This is a genomic window from Ruegeria sp. BB5, assembly GCF_056539405.1.
The window spans coordinates 1-15152 of the sequence record NZ_JBQFUX010000009.1; the positions used below are offsets into that span (position 1 = coordinate 1).

General features: G+C 55.5%; 14 protein-coding genes and 1 riboswitch. Of the genes, 7 read left to right on the forward strand and 7 right to left on the reverse strand.

All coding sequences use genetic code 11. The features are described 5' to 3' along the window. Window positions 1–127: 127 nt before the first annotated feature. Window positions 128–1864, reverse strand: a complete 1737-nt coding sequence (locus ACR0DL_RS17265; protein WP_480690434.1) for a thiamine pyrophosphate-binding protein — start codon at window positions 1862–1864, stop codon at window positions 128–130. Window positions 1865–2002: 138 nt separating this feature from the next. Here ACR0DL_RS17265 and ACR0DL_RS17270 point away from each other — a divergent pair, with 138 nt between their 5' ends. Beyond that, window positions 2003–2704: a GntR family transcriptional regulator gene (locus tag ACR0DL_RS17270; RefSeq protein ID WP_170351141.1), complete on the forward strand. Its 702-nt coding sequence runs from the start codon at window positions 2003–2005 to the stop codon at window positions 2702–2704. Between the two features lie 3 nt (window positions 2705–2707). Here ACR0DL_RS17270 and ACR0DL_RS17275 read toward each other — a convergent pair whose 3' ends face one another. Next, window positions 2708–3607 (reverse strand): LysR family transcriptional regulator, encoded by a 900-nt coding sequence (locus tag ACR0DL_RS17275; protein WP_480690436.1) that lies wholly within the window; start codon window positions 3605–3607, stop codon window positions 2708–2710. 148 nt (window positions 3608–3755) lie between these two features. Here ACR0DL_RS17275 and ACR0DL_RS17280 point away from each other — a divergent pair, with 148 nt between their 5' ends. From ACR0DL_RS17280 to speB, 4 genes are all read left to right on the forward strand, one after another. Continuing rightward, window positions 3756–4772, forward strand: a complete 1017-nt coding sequence (locus tag ACR0DL_RS17280) for a TRAP transporter substrate-binding protein (RefSeq protein ID WP_480690438.1) — start codon at window positions 3756–3758, stop codon at window positions 4770–4772. A gap of 75 nt (window positions 4773–4847) precedes the next feature. Then, window positions 4848–5453, forward strand: a complete 606-nt coding sequence (locus ACR0DL_RS17285; RefSeq protein ID WP_480690440.1) for a TRAP transporter small permease — start codon at window positions 4848–4850, stop codon at window positions 5451–5453. Then, window positions 5450–6730, forward strand: a complete 1281-nt coding sequence (locus ACR0DL_RS17290) for a TRAP transporter large permease (RefSeq protein WP_170351145.1) — start codon at window positions 5450–5452, stop codon at window positions 6728–6730. Before ACR0DL_RS17285 ends, ACR0DL_RS17290 begins: the two co-directional genes overlap by 4 nt. Window positions 6731–6751: 21 nt before the next feature. Further along, the gene (gene speB / locus ACR0DL_RS17295) at window positions 6752–7717 is read left to right on the forward strand and encodes an agmatinase (RefSeq protein ID WP_480648434.1); all 966 of its coding nucleotides are present in this window, start codon (window positions 6752–6754) and stop codon (window positions 7715–7717) included. A gap of 88 nt (window positions 7718–7805) precedes the next feature. Here the strand turns inward: speB and ACR0DL_RS17300 are convergent, their stop codons facing one another. The 4 genes from ACR0DL_RS17300 to ACR0DL_RS17315 all read right to left on the reverse strand — a co-directional run bounded on the left by ACR0DL_RS17300 (window position 7806) and on the right by ACR0DL_RS17315 (window position 12416). Further along, the gene (locus ACR0DL_RS17300) at window positions 7806–8498 is read right to left on the reverse strand and encodes a thiamine ABC transporter ATP-binding protein (RefSeq protein ID WP_480690442.1); all 693 of its coding nucleotides are present in this window, start codon (window positions 8496–8498) and stop codon (window positions 7806–7808) included. Continuing rightward, on the reverse strand, window positions 8485–10032 hold the full coding sequence (locus ACR0DL_RS17305; protein WP_170413181.1) for an ABC transporter permease family protein: 1548 nt from the start codon (window positions 10030–10032) through the stop codon (window positions 8485–8487). The genes ACR0DL_RS17300 and ACR0DL_RS17305 overlap by 14 nt, the downstream gene beginning before the upstream one ends. Further along, window positions 10008–10988, reverse strand: coding sequence for a thiamine ABC transporter substrate binding subunit (gene thiB / locus ACR0DL_RS17310; protein ID WP_480690444.1), 981 nt, complete (start codon window positions 10986–10988; stop codon window positions 10008–10010). The genes ACR0DL_RS17305 and thiB overlap by 25 nt, the downstream gene beginning before the upstream one ends. Window positions 10989–11020: 32 nt before the next feature. Next, window positions 11021–11125, reverse strand: a riboswitch (TPP riboswitch). Window positions 11126–11375: 250 nt separating this feature from the next. Then, window positions 11376–12416, reverse strand: a complete 1041-nt coding sequence (locus ACR0DL_RS17315) for a GDP-mannose 4,6-dehydratase (protein ID WP_480690446.1) — start codon at window positions 12414–12416, stop codon at window positions 11376–11378. A gap of 251 nt (window positions 12417–12667) precedes the next feature. Between ACR0DL_RS17315 and ACR0DL_RS17320 the strand changes: the two genes are divergently transcribed. After that, window positions 12668–12898: a type II toxin-antitoxin system CcdA family antitoxin gene (locus ACR0DL_RS17320; RefSeq protein WP_170395219.1), complete on the forward strand. Its 231-nt coding sequence runs from the start codon at window positions 12668–12670 to the stop codon at window positions 12896–12898. Beyond that, a complete protein-coding gene (locus ACR0DL_RS17325; RefSeq protein ID WP_480690447.1) occupies window positions 12898–13197 on the forward strand; it encodes a CcdB family protein in 300 nt (99 codons plus the stop codon). The genes ACR0DL_RS17320 and ACR0DL_RS17325 overlap by 1 nt, the downstream gene beginning before the upstream one ends. A 51-nt stretch (window positions 13198–13248) precedes the next feature. On the opposite strand, the gene ACR0DL_RS17330 is transcribed toward ACR0DL_RS17325, so the two are convergent. Then, window positions 13249–14508, reverse strand: a complete 1260-nt coding sequence (locus ACR0DL_RS17330; protein ID WP_480690448.1) for an aminotransferase class V-fold PLP-dependent enzyme — start codon at window positions 14506–14508, stop codon at window positions 13249–13251. Between the last annotated feature and the right edge of the window lie 644 nt (window positions 14509–15152).

Here is a 15152-nt window from a genome sequence, read left to right on the forward strand (position 1 = left end):
AAAGGGTTCATGCTCATCAGCCCAACCTCACTCAGTCATCTCAATCAGCAACACCATAAACAAAACACAACTAACACAACCAAAACACACCGAACGGAACGGCCAAAAGAGATGCAATAGCCCAGCCTCAATAGAAATACGGAAGGTTCTTTTTACGGGCAGCACGAACCCAGTTAGGAACAAACGGAATGATTTTGTCTTGCGATGGCACCATGATCTCGATGAAATTTGCCCCTGGGTTGGCTATGGCATCCGACAGGATCGGCTCGATATCAGCCTCTGAGGTGATGCGAGCCGTTTTGAATCCGAAGCCTTCTGCCACTTTGACATAGTCGACTGCACCGAAATCGGTGCTCCAAGGTTCGTCGACATCGTCAAGAAGGATCGCTTCACCTCGAATCCAGCCAAATGTATCGTTGCGTGTCAGGATCACAGTCACGTTCCTGCCTGATCGTTTGAGCGTTTCCATATCTCCGATCACAAACCCAAAGGACCCATCTCCGGTGAATGAAATCACTGGTCCGTCATTGGCATAGGCGGCCCCTATACAGGCCGGCACCGAGTATCCCAAAGCCCCCATCGAATAATTGGTAATGTACCGCCGCCCGGGTTTGCGGAAGGTCAGCAGCGCCGAAGGGTAAATCGCGCTGACGCCCGGCTCTGAGGTGACCACGGCATCATCGGGCATGATCTTGTCCAGCACCTGCGATAGCCGAACAGGTGACAAGGTGCCTTCGGGCATGGGGATGTTGGAGTTGAAGACCTTGTCGAGCGCGGTTTTCTTGAACGGGTTCAGATCGACCTTGGGCCGATCCAGGTCGGGGTATTCGGACCGGATGAGTTCAACCATATATTCAAGGCTGGCGCGCGCATCGCCTACCAAGCCGACCTGCACCGGAAAATTGTTCCCGATATGGGCTTCGGCTATGTCCAAATGCAGGAACGTCTTTGTGTTTGGATCGCCATACAGTTTCCAATGATCGGTAGCGGCGCTGTCGGTGTTTGAGCCGATGAAAAAGATCGTGTCGGCGTCGTGGACGTATTGATTGGAATATTCCATACCACCCCGGCCACCAATCACACGCAGGGCCAGCGGATGGTCTTCGGGAATGGTGCCCTTGCCCGGTGTGGTGGTGCCGACCGGGATTTGCAGCAGCTCAGCCAGCTCTAGAATCACGTGTGACGCTTTGGAGATCAGCCCCCCCTGACCGCAGACAATGGCCGGATTTTTCGCTTTGATCAGAATATCAATGGCCGCGCGGATTTTGCTGTGATCCGCGACCGGGCGATGCGCCGGGTAATGGCTGTACTCGGGCTCGGCGTAAAGGTCATTGATCTCAGCCTCTTCGCCGTAAATGTTGATCGGCACCCGGATATGAACGGGCGCAGGACGCCCCGACGTTGCCACACGGAAGGCGCGGCGAAGCAGGAAAGGGATGTCCTTGACGTTGGTCAGAACAAAGCTTTCCTTGCAGATACTGTCGTAAAGCCTGGTTTGATCAATACCCGTCAGCCCATGTTTCTTGTCCTGATTAATCGGGATGTCCGAGCTGAAGAATATCACTGGAACCGAGCTGAGGAACGCCTCGGTGATACCAGGTGTGCAGTGAGTGATGCCGGGGCTTGGGGCCTCAAGAACACAAGGTCGACCCGTGATCTTGGCATAAGCTTCGGCCGCATAAGAAGCAGTACGTTCGTCCCGTGTCAGAACAAACTCGATATCGCTGTGTTCGCGCCATTCCTTGTACCAGCCGATTGTCGTTTCACCGGGCAGGCCAAACACATGGCGTACACCATGAAGCTCCAGCATCTTCATGATGACCTGCGCGCCGTTCATCCGCATGGATTCTGCCGGTTTCAACACATGAACCTCCGTTTCGTGAGTCGCTTATTCTAATTGTCGACAATTGATTATACAGTATTGCCGACCAGTCAATACTCAGTTCAAACCCCGGCAAAAACCTGTTAGTCCCAAGCTTGATCTTTGACTTGAGGAAACCGGATGACAAAAACCGAAGATCGTGTTGGTCGCGTCTATGATCTTGTGCGCAGGATGGCCGAGAACTTTGAGTTCAAACCAGAATCCCAGATCAATGAGGTTGCCCTGGCCAAAAGCTTTGGCACCAGCCGGACACCTGTACGCGAAGCGCTGAACCGGCTGGTGGCCGAAGGGTTCCTGACCTTTCAGGCCAGGCGGGGATTTTTCTGCCGTCCGCTTAGCCCCTCTCAGATTCTTTCCTTGTATGAGGCCCGGATCGCGGTTGAGACGGAAGCTGTGAGGCTGGCTATTCGCAAATCCTCGGATAGTCAGCTGGCCGCATTGGTGGAAACATTGCGTGGGGTTTTGAGGGAATATGACCAGTGCGAAGACCCCCGACGGTTGTTGGAGTTGGATGAGCAATTCCATGTGGACATTGCCAAGGGGTCCAAAAATCAGGAACTTGTGCGTATTCTTGAGAACCTCAATGCGCGCATCCGGTTCGTTCGCCTGATCGATCTAAAGAATGCGTATTTGAATGGTGGGGCTGAAACGACGAATAGCCAAATTCCCAGCCACCTGATGATCATGCAAAATATTGCAGACCGCGATGAAGGCATCGCAGTCGATACCATTCGAAAACACATCGAACGCCGCCGAGAAGAGACGACTGAAGCCGTCGCCAAAGCGTTCGCCGAAATCTACTTTGTGGATGACGATGCCTAAGCGCTATGACCCTTGACCACGCTTGCAGGATTTAACGATGTCTTGCACCAGAATTTCAACCGCCCTCCTTTGGGCCAGTGATGGCCGTGTTGCGAGGTAAAAGGTTGAGTTCCAGTTCAGCTTGTCCGGCGCAAGCTCTCTGAGTCGATCGCGGTGGGCCCAGTTTTTGATAAAGTGAACCGGTAGCGGACCCAAAAAGTGACCGGTTTCAATCATCATCGCCATTGCTTCCATATTTGCCACGGTGGCTTTTGGCTGCGCAGTCTGAAGCACCGGTGACACCAGAATGTTGTAGGAGCGCTGACAAATTTGGTGCTGTGAGATTACATCCAGATCAATCTGATCGTCGGGTAAGTCAAACAAGGGATGATCCTGCCCACAGTACAAACGATGCTCTTCCTGGCACAGTTCGGTGTATGTCAGCTCTGGGACCTGATTGCGGAAAGGGGCGATTGCAACATGCAAATCACCGGTAATCAGCTTCTGTGTTAACTCAGTTGGTGATGCGACGACCACCTCTAACTGCACTTCGTTGGGGCGGTCGAGAAACCGCTTAAGGACCTGTGCCAGATTAAGCTCTGCCAATGTATTGACCGCATCAATGGTACCAATCCGCAGATCTCCAGTAGTGGTCCCACGCAATTCCAGCAATTCAGCGTCGAAATCACGGGCACTGCGCAAAATGTCTCCGGCTTTGCGATAGGCGATTTCGCCCCGTTCCGTCAGGCGAAACCCGCCGCGGCCGCGTTCGCAAATCCGATAACCAAGCGCGGTTTCCAGATCTCGGATTCGGATGCTGATCGCCGATTGCGTAATGCCCAATGCGTATTGCGCATCCGTAAATCCACCGCATTCGACCACGGTCACGAAGGTTTCAAGCAGAGTATTTCTAAGCAGTTTCAACGCTTATCCGCCTTTCGGGAGTCGTGGTGTTATTTACATAAAAATACCTCATGTGAACATAAACAAGATGATATTTTTTTGTGTAATTTTCTATGCTGTCCTGATCCCTGAAGACTAAACCCAATAAGGCAACAGGGAAGAAACCAACATGACCTTGACCTCTCGTCCCCTCAAGATAACTGCCGCAGCAGCATTGCTGGGTCTGACCCCTCTCGCCGCCTTGGCCGAGGATTGGAAGTTCGCAATCGAAGAGATTCCGGGCTCGATCATGGATGCCTACGCGCAGGAGTTCAAATCACGCATCGAAGCCGCCACCGATGGTGAAGTGACCGTGACCGTCTATCCGATGGGCACGCTGGGCACACCGACCGAAACGGTTGAACAGGCCGCCGACGGTGTCATCCAGTTCACCAACGTATCGATTGGCAATCTTGGCACCGTGGTGCCAGAAAGCCAGGTTTTCCTGCTCCCCTACTTGCTGCCATCCGATCCGGCCGCGATTTCGAACATCCTCAGCAGCTCGGAAACCATCTACGGTCCGCTGAACGATGACTTCCGCCAGCGTGGTCTGGAAGTTATGACCATGTATTCCGAAGGGCCGCAGGTCTGGACCACCAACCGCGAAATCCGCACGCCCGAAGACTTTGACAACTTCAAGATGCGGGTAATGGTGTCGCCGATCCTGCTGGAGACCTATAAAAACATGGGCGCCAGCCCGACACCGCTGCCGTTTGGCGAAGTTTTCGGCGCGCTGCAACTGGGCGCAGTTGACGGTCAGGTCAATCCGATCCCGACCATCGAAGAGATGAAGTTCTATGAGGTCACCAGCCACCTGATCTGGGCCGGTGAGCAAGAGCTTGTCACCACCGTCGTTGCCGGTTCGGACTGGTTTGAAACCCTCAACCCCGACCGCCAGCAACTTGTGCGCGACACCATGGCCGACATGACAGGGTTCATTGATGGCGTCGTCACTGATTTTAACCAAAAACGTCTGGATATCATCAAAGAAGCCAAACCTGACATTGGCCTGGTCGTTCTGACCGAGGACGAGCGTGACGCCTTCCGTGAGCGTAGCACGGGCACCTCTGCCGCCTATGTCGACACGGTAGGCGACCGTGGTCAGGAACTGCTGGACGCGCTGCAGGCGGAACTGTCGGGCAACTGATCCCTCCCCACCCACTCACTCACTCAAAACTACCTCACGCGCCTTGCGCGTGGGGGCTTTCAAAGGGGGGAAACCATGCAAAGCAATACTGCCACTCCCTTCGGCTTGTTGGGAAAGATCGACGCCGTCATCGGACGGATCGAAATCTGGATCCTGGGCTGGGGGATCACCCTGATGGCCGTGAACACCATCGCCAATGTCTTTGGGCGATATGTGTTCAACCAATCCATCTATTTTTCGGAAGAGCTGAACGAGTTTCTAATTGTGATCGTCACCTTCATGGGACTGGGCTACGCCACTCGCAAGGGCATCCACATCCGAATGTCAGCCATCTATGACGCCCTGCCAGTCAAACTACGCAAAGGCCTGATGGTTGTGATCGCCACCACCACAGCCATCGTGATGGGTGTGCTGGCCTGGTACGCGTTTGAATATGTGCAGAAAGTCGCCTCACGCGGGCGGATCACCCCGGCGCTGCAGCTGCCGCTGTACCTGACCTATGTCTGGGTGGTGATCGGATTGGCACTGGCCTCGTTCCAATACCTGCTGACTGCGATCCGTAACCTGAACTTCGCTGACGAGGACGTCTATATCTCGTACCTCGAAATTGACAGCTATGAAGATCCGGAAACTGCGTCGGCCATCAAGAAATTCCAAGATACTGCGGAGGCGGACAAATGACCGAGTTGATGCTGGTTGTAATGATCGTCCTGCTGCTGGCAGGCTTTCCAATGAAAATGCCCTTGATTTCGGCGGCTGTGCTGGGGTTTCTCGTCTACTTCCCTGAAATGAACATGCAAATCCTGATCCAGCAGATGATCGGGGGTGTGAAGCCGGCTGCGCTGATCGCGGTGCCGATGTTCATTTTGGCCGCTGATATCATCACGCGAGGACATTCCGCCAACCGGCTTATCGATCTTGTGATGAGTTTCATGGGCCATATCAAAGGCGGCCTGGCAATTTCCGTCACTTCGGCCTGCGCCTTGTTCGGTGCGGTGTGCGGATCGACCCAGGCGACGGTGGTGGCCATTGGCGGTGCGATGCGGCCGCGTATGTTGAAATCGGGCTATAGCGACAGCTTTTCGATCGGGTTGATCGTAAATGCCGCTGATCTGGCCTATCTGATCCCGCCATCCATCGGCATGATCATCTATGGCGTGGTCTCGGGGACGTCGATTTCGCAGCTTTTCATCGCAGGCATCTTGCCCGGGTTGCTGATCGTAGTGTTATTCTCGGCCTATTGCATGGTGTACGCTTACCGTCACGATATCCCAGTTCTGCCTCGCGAGGGGTGGGGACAGCGCTTTACCGCGTTGCGCAAAGCCCTGTGGCCGATGGGATTTCCGGCGATCATCGTCGGAGGCATCTATGGCGGCGTGTTCTCACCCACCGAAGCGGCGGCAATCTGCGTGCTTTATGCTGTGATCCTCGAGGTTGTGATCTTTCGCTCGATCAAGGTCGGAGACCTGTTCGATATTGCCCTGTCCACAGGGGCCATCACTTCCGTCGTGTTTATCCTGATTGCCGCCGGAGCCGCCTTTAGCTGGACACTTAGTTTTGCCCAAGTGCCGCAGACTATCATCGCAGCGCTGGGGCTGGAACAAGCCAGCCCGCTTATGGTGTTGCTGGCGATCAACGTGGCCTTCTTCCTCGGCTGCATGTTCGTTGACTCGATCGTGGTGATCCTGATCCTAGTTCCGATCTTTGCGCCGATGATCAAGGCCAGTGGGTTAGACCCGGTACTGGTTGGCGTTCTGATCACACTGCAAGTCGCCATCGGCGCCGCCACACCCCCCTTTGGCTGCAACCTGTTCACCGCCATCGCTGTATTCCGCCGCCCCTTTGTCGAGGTGGTCCGCGGCGTGCCGCCCTTTCTGATCATCCTTTTGGTTGTCACCGGGCTGCTGATGGCATTCCCTCAAATCGCGCTGTTCCTGCCGGAATTGGCGTACCGATAATCCATAAGAAACGGAGAAATCATGTCGGGTCATGGCTATGAATCTGGTCGTCTGAACCTGCCTTTTGTCGGCATCGCGACTTTTGGCAAAAAACCTTATGTCGAGAATTGGGATAAGATCGACGCTGATGTCGCCGTCCTTGGTGCACCTTTCGATTTCGGGTGTCAGTTTCGATCCGGTGCCCGGTTTGGGCCGCGCGCTGTGCGCGAAGCGTCAACCCTGTTCAGCTTTGGCCACGCCGGTGCCTATGACCACGAGGATGACGCAACCTATCTGGCCAGCGATGTGCGCATCGTCGATCTGGGCGATGCCGACATCATCCATACCAAGACTGAGGAAAGCCACGCCAACATCGAATACGGTGTGAAGAAAATCCTGGATGCGGGCGCTCTGCCGGTGACTATCGGTGGAGATCACTCGATCAACATTCCGTGCATCCGCGCCTTTGAAGAAGATTGCGCAAAGAACGGACCTATCCACGTGATCCAGATCGATGCGCATCTGGACTTTGTCGACGAACGCAAAGGCGTCACCGATGGTCACGGCAACCCGATGCGTCGGGCAATCGAAAAAGACTATGTCTCGGGCATGACCCAACTGGGCATCCGCAACGTGTCCTCAACCGCGAAAGAAGGTTATGACGACGCGCGGGCGCGGGGTTCAGATATCCTGTCCGTACGACAGGTGCGTAAACTGGGAACCGAGGGCGTTTTGGATCGTATCCCCGAAGGTGCGCGTTATTACGTCACCATAGATATCGACGCGTTCTGCCCGTCGATTGCGCCCGGAACAGGGACACCCAGCCATGGCGGGTTCCAGTACTATGATGTCCTGGAAATAGTTCAGGGGCTCAGTAAACGCGGTAATGTGGTTGGCATTGATCTGGTTGAGGTCGCCCCTGCCTATGACCAGACCGAAAGCACTCAGATTCTTGCGGCGCAATTGCTGCTGAACTTCCTCGGGTTCATTTTCCACAACCGGAAATAAGGTCCCTCCCTGTCAGTCCGGCGTGCAGAAACCTTTCAACTACGCGCCGGGCTGCGAGTTTCCTTTCGCAGGTTTCCATCCAATGTCCCTACCCCAAATAGTCGCGCAGGCTGGGCGGTGGATTGTCCAAAAGGTCCCGGGTCGGCGCAGGAGGATGTGCCTGCTCGTTAGACACAAGAACCGTCTGGCCGGTAATGCGGCGCGCGTCCTGCGGGTCGTGGCTGACCATAAGCAGGGTCGTTCCGGTTTCCGCCAGCAACCCAGCCACAAGATCAAGCATTTCAGCCTTCAGTGCCGGCCCCAGCGCCGCAAACGGTTCGTCCAGCAGCAACATCTGACGGCGCTGCACAAGAACCCGGGCTAATGCGACCCGGCTTTGCTGACCTCCAGACAGTTCGGCTGGCTTGCGATCACCCAGACCCGGCAGGGCAACCCGATCTAGTGCGGTTTGGACCTGAGATTGCTCATCAACGGTCAACCGCCCATTCGGGCGCAAGCCCAAAGCGATATTCTGTTCGACCGTCAGATGTGGGAATAGATTGCCATCCTGAAACAGCATCGCCAAAGGGCGCTTGCCAGGGGCGCGGTTTGATATAAGGTCTCCGTCCCAGAATATCTTTCCCTGTTTAAGGTCACGAAACCCGGCAATCGCCTCAAGCAGTGTCGACTTTCCCGCACCAGACGGCCCAATAATGGCTACACTGGCACCGGTCTCGACGGCAAAATCAGCACGCAACGAGAAATTTCCGTTCTCGATTACGCAGCCTTTAAGTTTCAGCATGCAACCGCCCTCCGCGATCCAATAGCCAGAATGCCCCCATCGACAGCAACAACAGCAACAGAGCTGCCCCGGCCGCTGCTTGCATCTGATACGCCCCCATCAACCGATAGATCTGCAAGGGCAAGGTCGCGATCTGTGGATCGGCGAACAGGGCAATAACTCCCAGATCTCCCATCGATAGCGCGGCTGACAAACCCGTGGCAAAGCGGATCTGTGGGCGCATGCGCGGCAACAGGACGCGGGCAAAGAATGTTTTCTTGTCCATGTCCAGCGACAGGGCAAGCCGTCCGTGTCGCGCCACCACGTCGCGGGCCGCCGGCACCAGAATGCGTAGCGCGAAGGGCAAGGCCATGACGGCATTCACCAGCGTGGTTACCGGCAATGCCAGTGTTACTGGATTAGCGATGGGGCGGATCAGAATGAACAGCCCGGTGCCAATCACCAACGGTGAAGCCGCCAGCCCCAGAATACCGCTAAGCTCAACAATCCCGTGACGACCGGTTGCAACGGCCATGGCCATCGGCAGTGCAAGCATCAACAAAACAATCGTACTAGCAGTGGCAACCAGAACCGATATCACCGCCGCACGGAACACCAAGGCAGGCATTTCGAGCAACCCAGATAGGCCAGAGATCGCCACGGCAGCCAAAGGAAGAAGCAGAAACGCTGCCGCGAGCCCAATCCAGCACGCATCAATTGCGGGCGCGCCGCCATCCCATCGTTGTATCGCGCGATCCAATCCAGCGCCGAACCCGTCACCACGCGAAAACTTCAAAGCAGCTAGCGCGGCAGCAGCGGTCAAGGCCAGTTGCACCGCAGAAAGCAACGCCGCGCGGCCAAGGTCGAAATCGTAGGTAAAGGATTGATAGATCGCGAGTTCAAGTGTCGTTGCGCGAGGCCCTCCGCCAAGAGTCAACGCGACGGCAAAGCTAGTCAGGCAAATCGCAAAGATCACGGCCAGAACACCCGGCAGAATGCGCCTTAACATTGGCAGTTCGATCAGACGGAACATGGCAAAGCCGTCGCACCCCAATTGCGCGGCCAACCGAAATCTTTCTGCCGGAATTTCCTGCCACGCCTGCAGGATCAGCCGCGTGGCAAGTGGCAGGTTGAAAAATACATGGGCTAGAACCACCCCGTGCAACCCATAGATGCGCAGCGGCGGCAAACCAAACAGACCTAAAAAATCTGAAATCCAGCCGGCACGTCCGAAAACCTGCAACAACCCAAGGATCGCGACGATGACCGGCAGGATAAAGGGGGCGCCCAATAGGGCGATCAGGGCAGACCGTCCACGAAACCGACGCCGCGCCAGTGCCCGGGCGACCGGAATAGCCAGCCCGGCACTGAACAACGCAGACAACACCGCCTGAACCAGCGTAAAGCGCAGCGCCGCCCAATCGGCCGGACCCAACCCACCCGCTGTATCAGCGCGCAGGGCTACCGCGGCCAATGTGCCCAATATCAGCGCAGCAACCAGTGCCGCTGCGCCAACACCCGGCCAAGGGCTTACTGGCTGAGCGCGCCCAGCCATTCCGCAAGCGCCTGATCCCGCACGGAGGCGGCTTCATCCGGGGTATACAGCAAGGATTTCTCAGGCGTGATCAACGTATCAAACCCTTCGGGCAGGCCAGCCACAGGGGTCACTGCCGGATACATCCAGTTGGTGGTCGGGATGATCTGCTGGAAGGTGTCCGAGACCATGAATTCCAGAAATTGATCCGCCAGTTCGGGCTGATCGGTACCGGCCAGCTTCGCCGCAACTTCAACCTGCATATAGTGGCCCTCATCAAAGGCGGCCGCTGCTTTGCTGGCGTCATCCTCGGCGATCAAGTGATAAGCAGGCGATGTGGTGTAGCTGAGCACCATGTCCGCCTCACCCTCAAGAAACAGGCCATACGCCTCGGACCAACCTTTGGTCACGGTCACGATATTGTCGGCAAGCCCGGCCCAGATTTCGGGGGCTTCGTCTCCATAAGACGCTTTGACCCACAACAGCAGCCCCAGACCCGGAGTGGACGAGCGCGGGTCTTGAATAATGATCTTGGTTTCACCCTCGGCCAGTTCACGGAAATTGGCAGGTGCCGCCGCATCTGCGTTATGGACAAAAGCAAAATAGCCCCAGTCATAAGGCGCGAACACGTCATCTGACCATTCAATCGGCAGGGTATAATCGGCGCTGACCGAATTGGGAGCAAACAAGCCAGTTTCCTTGGCTGCTGCGATCAGGCCGGTGTCCAGCCCAAGCACCACATCGGCGTCCGTGTTTTCTCCCTCAAGCCGAAGACGCGACAACAGCGCCGCGCCGTCTTCGACGCCCACAAGGTTCAGATCACAGTTGCATACTGCTTCGAAAGCTTCTTCTACTTTCGGGCCCGGACCCCAGTCCGAGACAAAGCTGTCATAGGTGTAAACGGTCAGCTGAGGTTTGTCGGCCGCGACAGCCGCTGTTGCGCTCAGAAGTCCCGCAGCAATCATCAGATGTTTCATGTCATCCTCCATTGCGGCGAGAGGGCAAGGGTGGATGAAACCGTTACCTTTCCCTCCGCCGGTTCTAGCCGGTTCAGGTTCTACGGGTTCGCCAAAAGCATCTCAGCGCGGCAGGCCACGCACCCCGAGGTGAGGTTGTCAGTAGGTTGGAACGGACGAAAAGACAACCGGGTTAAAGTGTTTTTTGGATGCTCAAATTGGCATCCGTTCAGTTGGACTGAGAGATGCGCAACCTAATCGCCCTGTGGAACAATCACCGTGGGAAAGGTTTTGAACTACGTTCCAGGTACTGGAACGGTTTGCGTTTTTACCCTTGAGAACTTCAGAGGCCGAATCTCAAAACTGAGAGGACGGCCACCAGTCTTTTAGGCCTGAAGGCTAACCATCTTACCTTTCGGTCCCAGCCGCGTTGGGACGATAAAAGTCGCGGTACCACTTAACAAACTCAGCCACACCATCTTCGATCGAAGTCCTTGGTTGATAACCGGTCAATTCCCTGAGCAGCGATGCATCGGCCCAAGTTGCGGGCACGTCACCGGGCTGCATTGGCATCATGTTTTTATTCGCCTTGATGCCAGTGGCCGTTTCGATAGCTTCAATAAACGCGGTCAGCTGTACCGCATCATTGTTGCCGATATTCACCACTCGATGGGGGGCGACCGGTGACAAACTGTCCCCTTCTGGAACATTGCCGTCTGCGGGGCGCACAGGGACGGCGTCCATCAGCAGGCGGATCGCCTCAACCAGATCTTCAACATAGGTAAAGTCGCGTTTCATGTCACCGTGATTATAGACGTCGATCGCATTGCCCTCGAGGATCGCTTTGGTAAATTTGAACAGCGCCATGTCCGGGCGACCCCAAGGACCATAGACGGTGAAAAACCGGAATATGGTGATCGGCAAATCGAACAGATGCGCATAGGAATGGGCCATGCTTTCGGTCGACTTCTTGGTGGCCGCGTAGAACGACATCTGATGATCGGCGCGTTGGGTTTCCTTGTAGGGCATCTCGGTATTGGCGCCAAAGGCCGAAGAAGTCGAAGCCAACAGCATATGTTTGGGCGGATGCGCCCGCGCCGCTTCCAGAATTTCGAAAGTCCCTATCACATTGCTTTCCAGATACGAGCGCGGATTCTCGATCGAATAGCGCACCCCAGCTTGGGCAGCGAGGTGAATGACATAGTCAAAACCATGTTCCCCGAACAGCTCCATCATCAGGCCGGGGGTTTCCACCTTCCCAATGACGGGCGAAAAATTCTTACCATTGGGTTCGCGCGCCAGCATGTCGTGGCGGGCCTTTTTCAACGACACATCATAATAATCGTTCAGAGAGTCCAACCCCACTACGTGGTACCCTTGGGCCAGCAGAAGCTTGCTCAGATGAAAGCCAATAAAACCGGCTGACCCGGTGATGAGAACGCTCTGCATAATGTTGCCCTTGTAAAAAACTTGGTATTTCGGGCCTTTTTAGTGCGAGATCAAGGGAAGATACCACCACAGATATCGCAGAAAGCGGTGTATTCTGCTGTGCCCTTTCGCCACCTAGGCAACGCGTAGCAATAATCTATCTTTGTATAGGATTGGCAGCAGCGGACGCCAAAGGTTGTCAGCATTAATCATGCGCATAATTGACGCGCATATATAATGGACCTATCTTAGGGTGAAGGGAGGCATATCTGATGAACGCCCAATCACGCAGACCAACCAACCTTTCGCTGGACAGCGCATTGCTGTCCGAAGCCAAAGCTTTGAAGGTCAACCTTTCCCGCGCAGCCGAAGAAGGTGTTCGTATAGCTGTTGCCGAGGCCAAAGCCGAGCAGTGGAAAGCAGAAAACGCGGAAGCCCTCAAAAGCTCAAACGCGTTTGTTGAGCAACACGGCCTGCCGCTGGACAGCTTCCGGCAATTCTGATGCCCAAATACGATGTTTTTCCGAATCCATCGGGTGATGGCTATCTTCTGGATGTGCAAACCGATCTGCTTGGGGACCTGAATACGCGGGTGGTCGCCCCGTTGATACCATTGGCCAAGGCCCCAAAGCCCGCGACCCGGCTTAATCCAGTGTTCGATGTCCATGGCGAGCAGGTTGTCATGGTCACCCAATTCATGGCCGCGGTTCCGGTGGGAATTCTCAAATCTCAGACCGCCAACCTGAATGAGGAAGCCGACCGGATCACGGTTGCCATAGACATGCTGATGCAGGGCTTCTGATATCTGTGGAGCGACCGAAGTCTTGTTGATCAGGGTTGACTGAACCCTCCGCTAGTTGTCCTGACCCAGCACCTTTATGGCACCCAGTAGACGAGCGATTTCCTGTTCGGTGTTGTAGTGGCAGAACGAGATGCGGATGCAATCCGACAGGCCCAGTGGCTTTAGGACGTTGCCGGAATAGTGGTCATCCTTACGGGTGTGGGTGCGGATGCCCTGCTGACTCAATATCTCCACCACATCTTCCGAGGCATGCCCTTTGACCACGATTGAAACCAACCCTTCGCGCGCGGGATTGTCAGCCCCGGCCAGAATGGTGACGTGATCCATATCGCGCAGGCCAGGCAGATTTCCGGTCCCATTAATGGCGGCGTTGGTCAGGTGGGTCTCATAGGCATGGATAGCACGGCCAGCGGCCTCGATCCGTTTGCGCGGGTCGGTCTCGTCCGACACCTCTCCGCCCAGCCAGTCGAAATAGGACACCACGTCCGAGACGGTCGCATAAGACCCAGTGTCACGAGTGCCGAATTCCCAGCCCGTCGCAGGCGCGTCGATCAGCATGTCATGCGGGGTGTTGGTTAGCTTTTCAGAAATCCAGGCAATGCCATAGCCATGGCGCGAAAACACCTTGTAGGGCGAGATCGCATAGCCATCAACATTGTAGGCATCCAGATCCAGTTGCCCGTGGGCGGCGTGCTGAATGCCATCGACGATGATCATGCAATCCGGTGCAACCGCGCGGATCGCGGAGGAAATCGCCGCCACATCCATTCCCATACCTGTCACCGGTGAGGCATGCAGGATTGTTGCCACCGCCACATCGGGTGTCATCAGCGCAGTGTAATCCTCGGGTGTGACCAGCCCGGTTTCGTCATTATGCGGCACAATTACGTAGTCCAGTCCCGCAATCTCAGCCCAGCGGTGCGCAGCGCTGCGGGTGGCAGGGTGTTCTATGGACGACCCGATCACCTTGGACCCCTTGGGGGCGGCCAGACAGGCGGTGCGGATCATCCGGAACAGCAACTCTGTCCCGCTTTCACCGGCAAAGAACTGCCCGCCCGAGGCATTCATGAATACCGCCAGGTCACCCTTGGCCTTGTTGATCACATTCTGTGTCCCCTGCCCCGCCGGGTTGATGCGCCCGGGGTTGTCTGGGATCGCAGCATAAAAAGCCGAGGTTTCGGTGACTGTTTTCAATGTCAGCGCACCGCCTGCGTTTTCGAAAAAAATACGCTCGCCCTGAAACGGGCAGCTTTCGACATGGTTAAACCGGTCGCGGATCGCATCGATGAGGGCTGGGTTGTTCTGGATCATGGGTCTGTCCTGTAGTTTTTCAAAGCGCGCGGGGTGCGATCAGAGTGTGAGCGGTCATTCAGGTGTCTGCCAGCTTTGTCTCTGTAACCCAAGGATTGTCGAGCAGATTGGCGGCCGTCTGGCGCGTTGGCGACATCAGACAGTCTGCCACCGCCATCACTATCTAGAGGTATTGCCAACGAGAGCGACGCCGATAATCATGCGAAGTCTTGCCGGATCGCCAAAAGAGTGAGTGCAATATCCCTTAAAAACCCACATGAAACAAATAAATTCAGGATATTTGGGTTGAAATTGTATGTTTTTGTGGAACTATAGGGAAGAATGATGTCAAAAAGCCGGAATCTGATGTTACAAGAAGATGACAGCCTGGAACTTCAGGATTGGATTGTTGACTTGCACAGCGTGATGCAGTGTGCCGAGGGCTATCAGTGCGTCGGAATAGCGGGAGATGTCCGAGATTCTAAAGGTGAAGCTCGACCGCCCGAAAGGAAGCTGGGCGCCACCACGGGGCACGGCTATGCGCAGACGTTGGACGTTGAAGCAAATTCAAGAAATGCGATCGAACTTAATTGTAATTCGGCTAGAGCCCGCATGACCTTTCCCAATTATTGCTGCCCTAGCCCAGCAATCCATCACTAGACAGG

Bases quoted from the DNA above. Each gene is read 5' to 3' on its own strand.
- thiB (WP_480690444.1), bottom strand. From the start codon at position 10,988: ATGAAACATCTGATGATTGCTGCGGGACTTCTGAGCGCAACAGCGGCT.
- ACR0DL_RS17280 (WP_480690438.1), top strand. From the start codon at position 3,756: ATGACCTTGACCTCTCGTCCCCTCAAGATAACTGCCGCAGCAGCATTG.
- ACR0DL_RS17290 (WP_170351145.1), top strand. From the start codon at position 5,450: ATGACCGAGTTGATGCTGGTTGTAATGATCGTCCTGCTGCTGGCAGGC.
- ACR0DL_RS17305 (WP_170413181.1), bottom strand. From the start codon at position 10,032: ATGGCTGGGCGCGCTCAGCCAGTAAGCCCTTGGCCGGGTGTTGGCGCA.
- ACR0DL_RS17325 (WP_480690447.1), top strand. From the start codon at position 12,898: ATGCCCAAATACGATGTTTTTCCGAATCCATCGGGTGATGGCTATCTT.
- ACR0DL_RS17330 (WP_480690448.1), bottom strand. From the start codon at position 14,508: ATGATCCAGAACAACCCAGCCCTCATCGATGCGATCCGCGACCGGTTT.
- ACR0DL_RS17320 (WP_170395219.1), top strand. From the start codon at position 12,668: ATGAACGCCCAATCACGCAGACCAACCAACCTTTCGCTGGACAGCGCA.
- ACR0DL_RS17315 (WP_480690446.1), bottom strand. From the start codon at position 12,416: ATGCAGAGCGTTCTCATCACCGGGTCAGCCGGTTTTATTGGCTTTCAT.
- ACR0DL_RS17285 (WP_480690440.1), top strand. From the start codon at position 4,848: ATGCAAAGCAATACTGCCACTCCCTTCGGCTTGTTGGGAAAGATCGAC.
- ACR0DL_RS17300 (WP_480690442.1), bottom strand. From the start codon at position 8,498: ATGCTGAAACTTAAAGGCTGCGTAATCGAGAACGGAAATTTCTCGTTG.
- ACR0DL_RS17270 (WP_170351141.1), top strand. From the start codon at position 2,003: ATGACAAAAACCGAAGATCGTGTTGGTCGCGTCTATGATCTTGTGCGC.
- speB (WP_480648434.1), top strand. From the start codon at position 6,752: ATGTCGGGTCATGGCTATGAATCTGGTCGTCTGAACCTGCCTTTTGTC.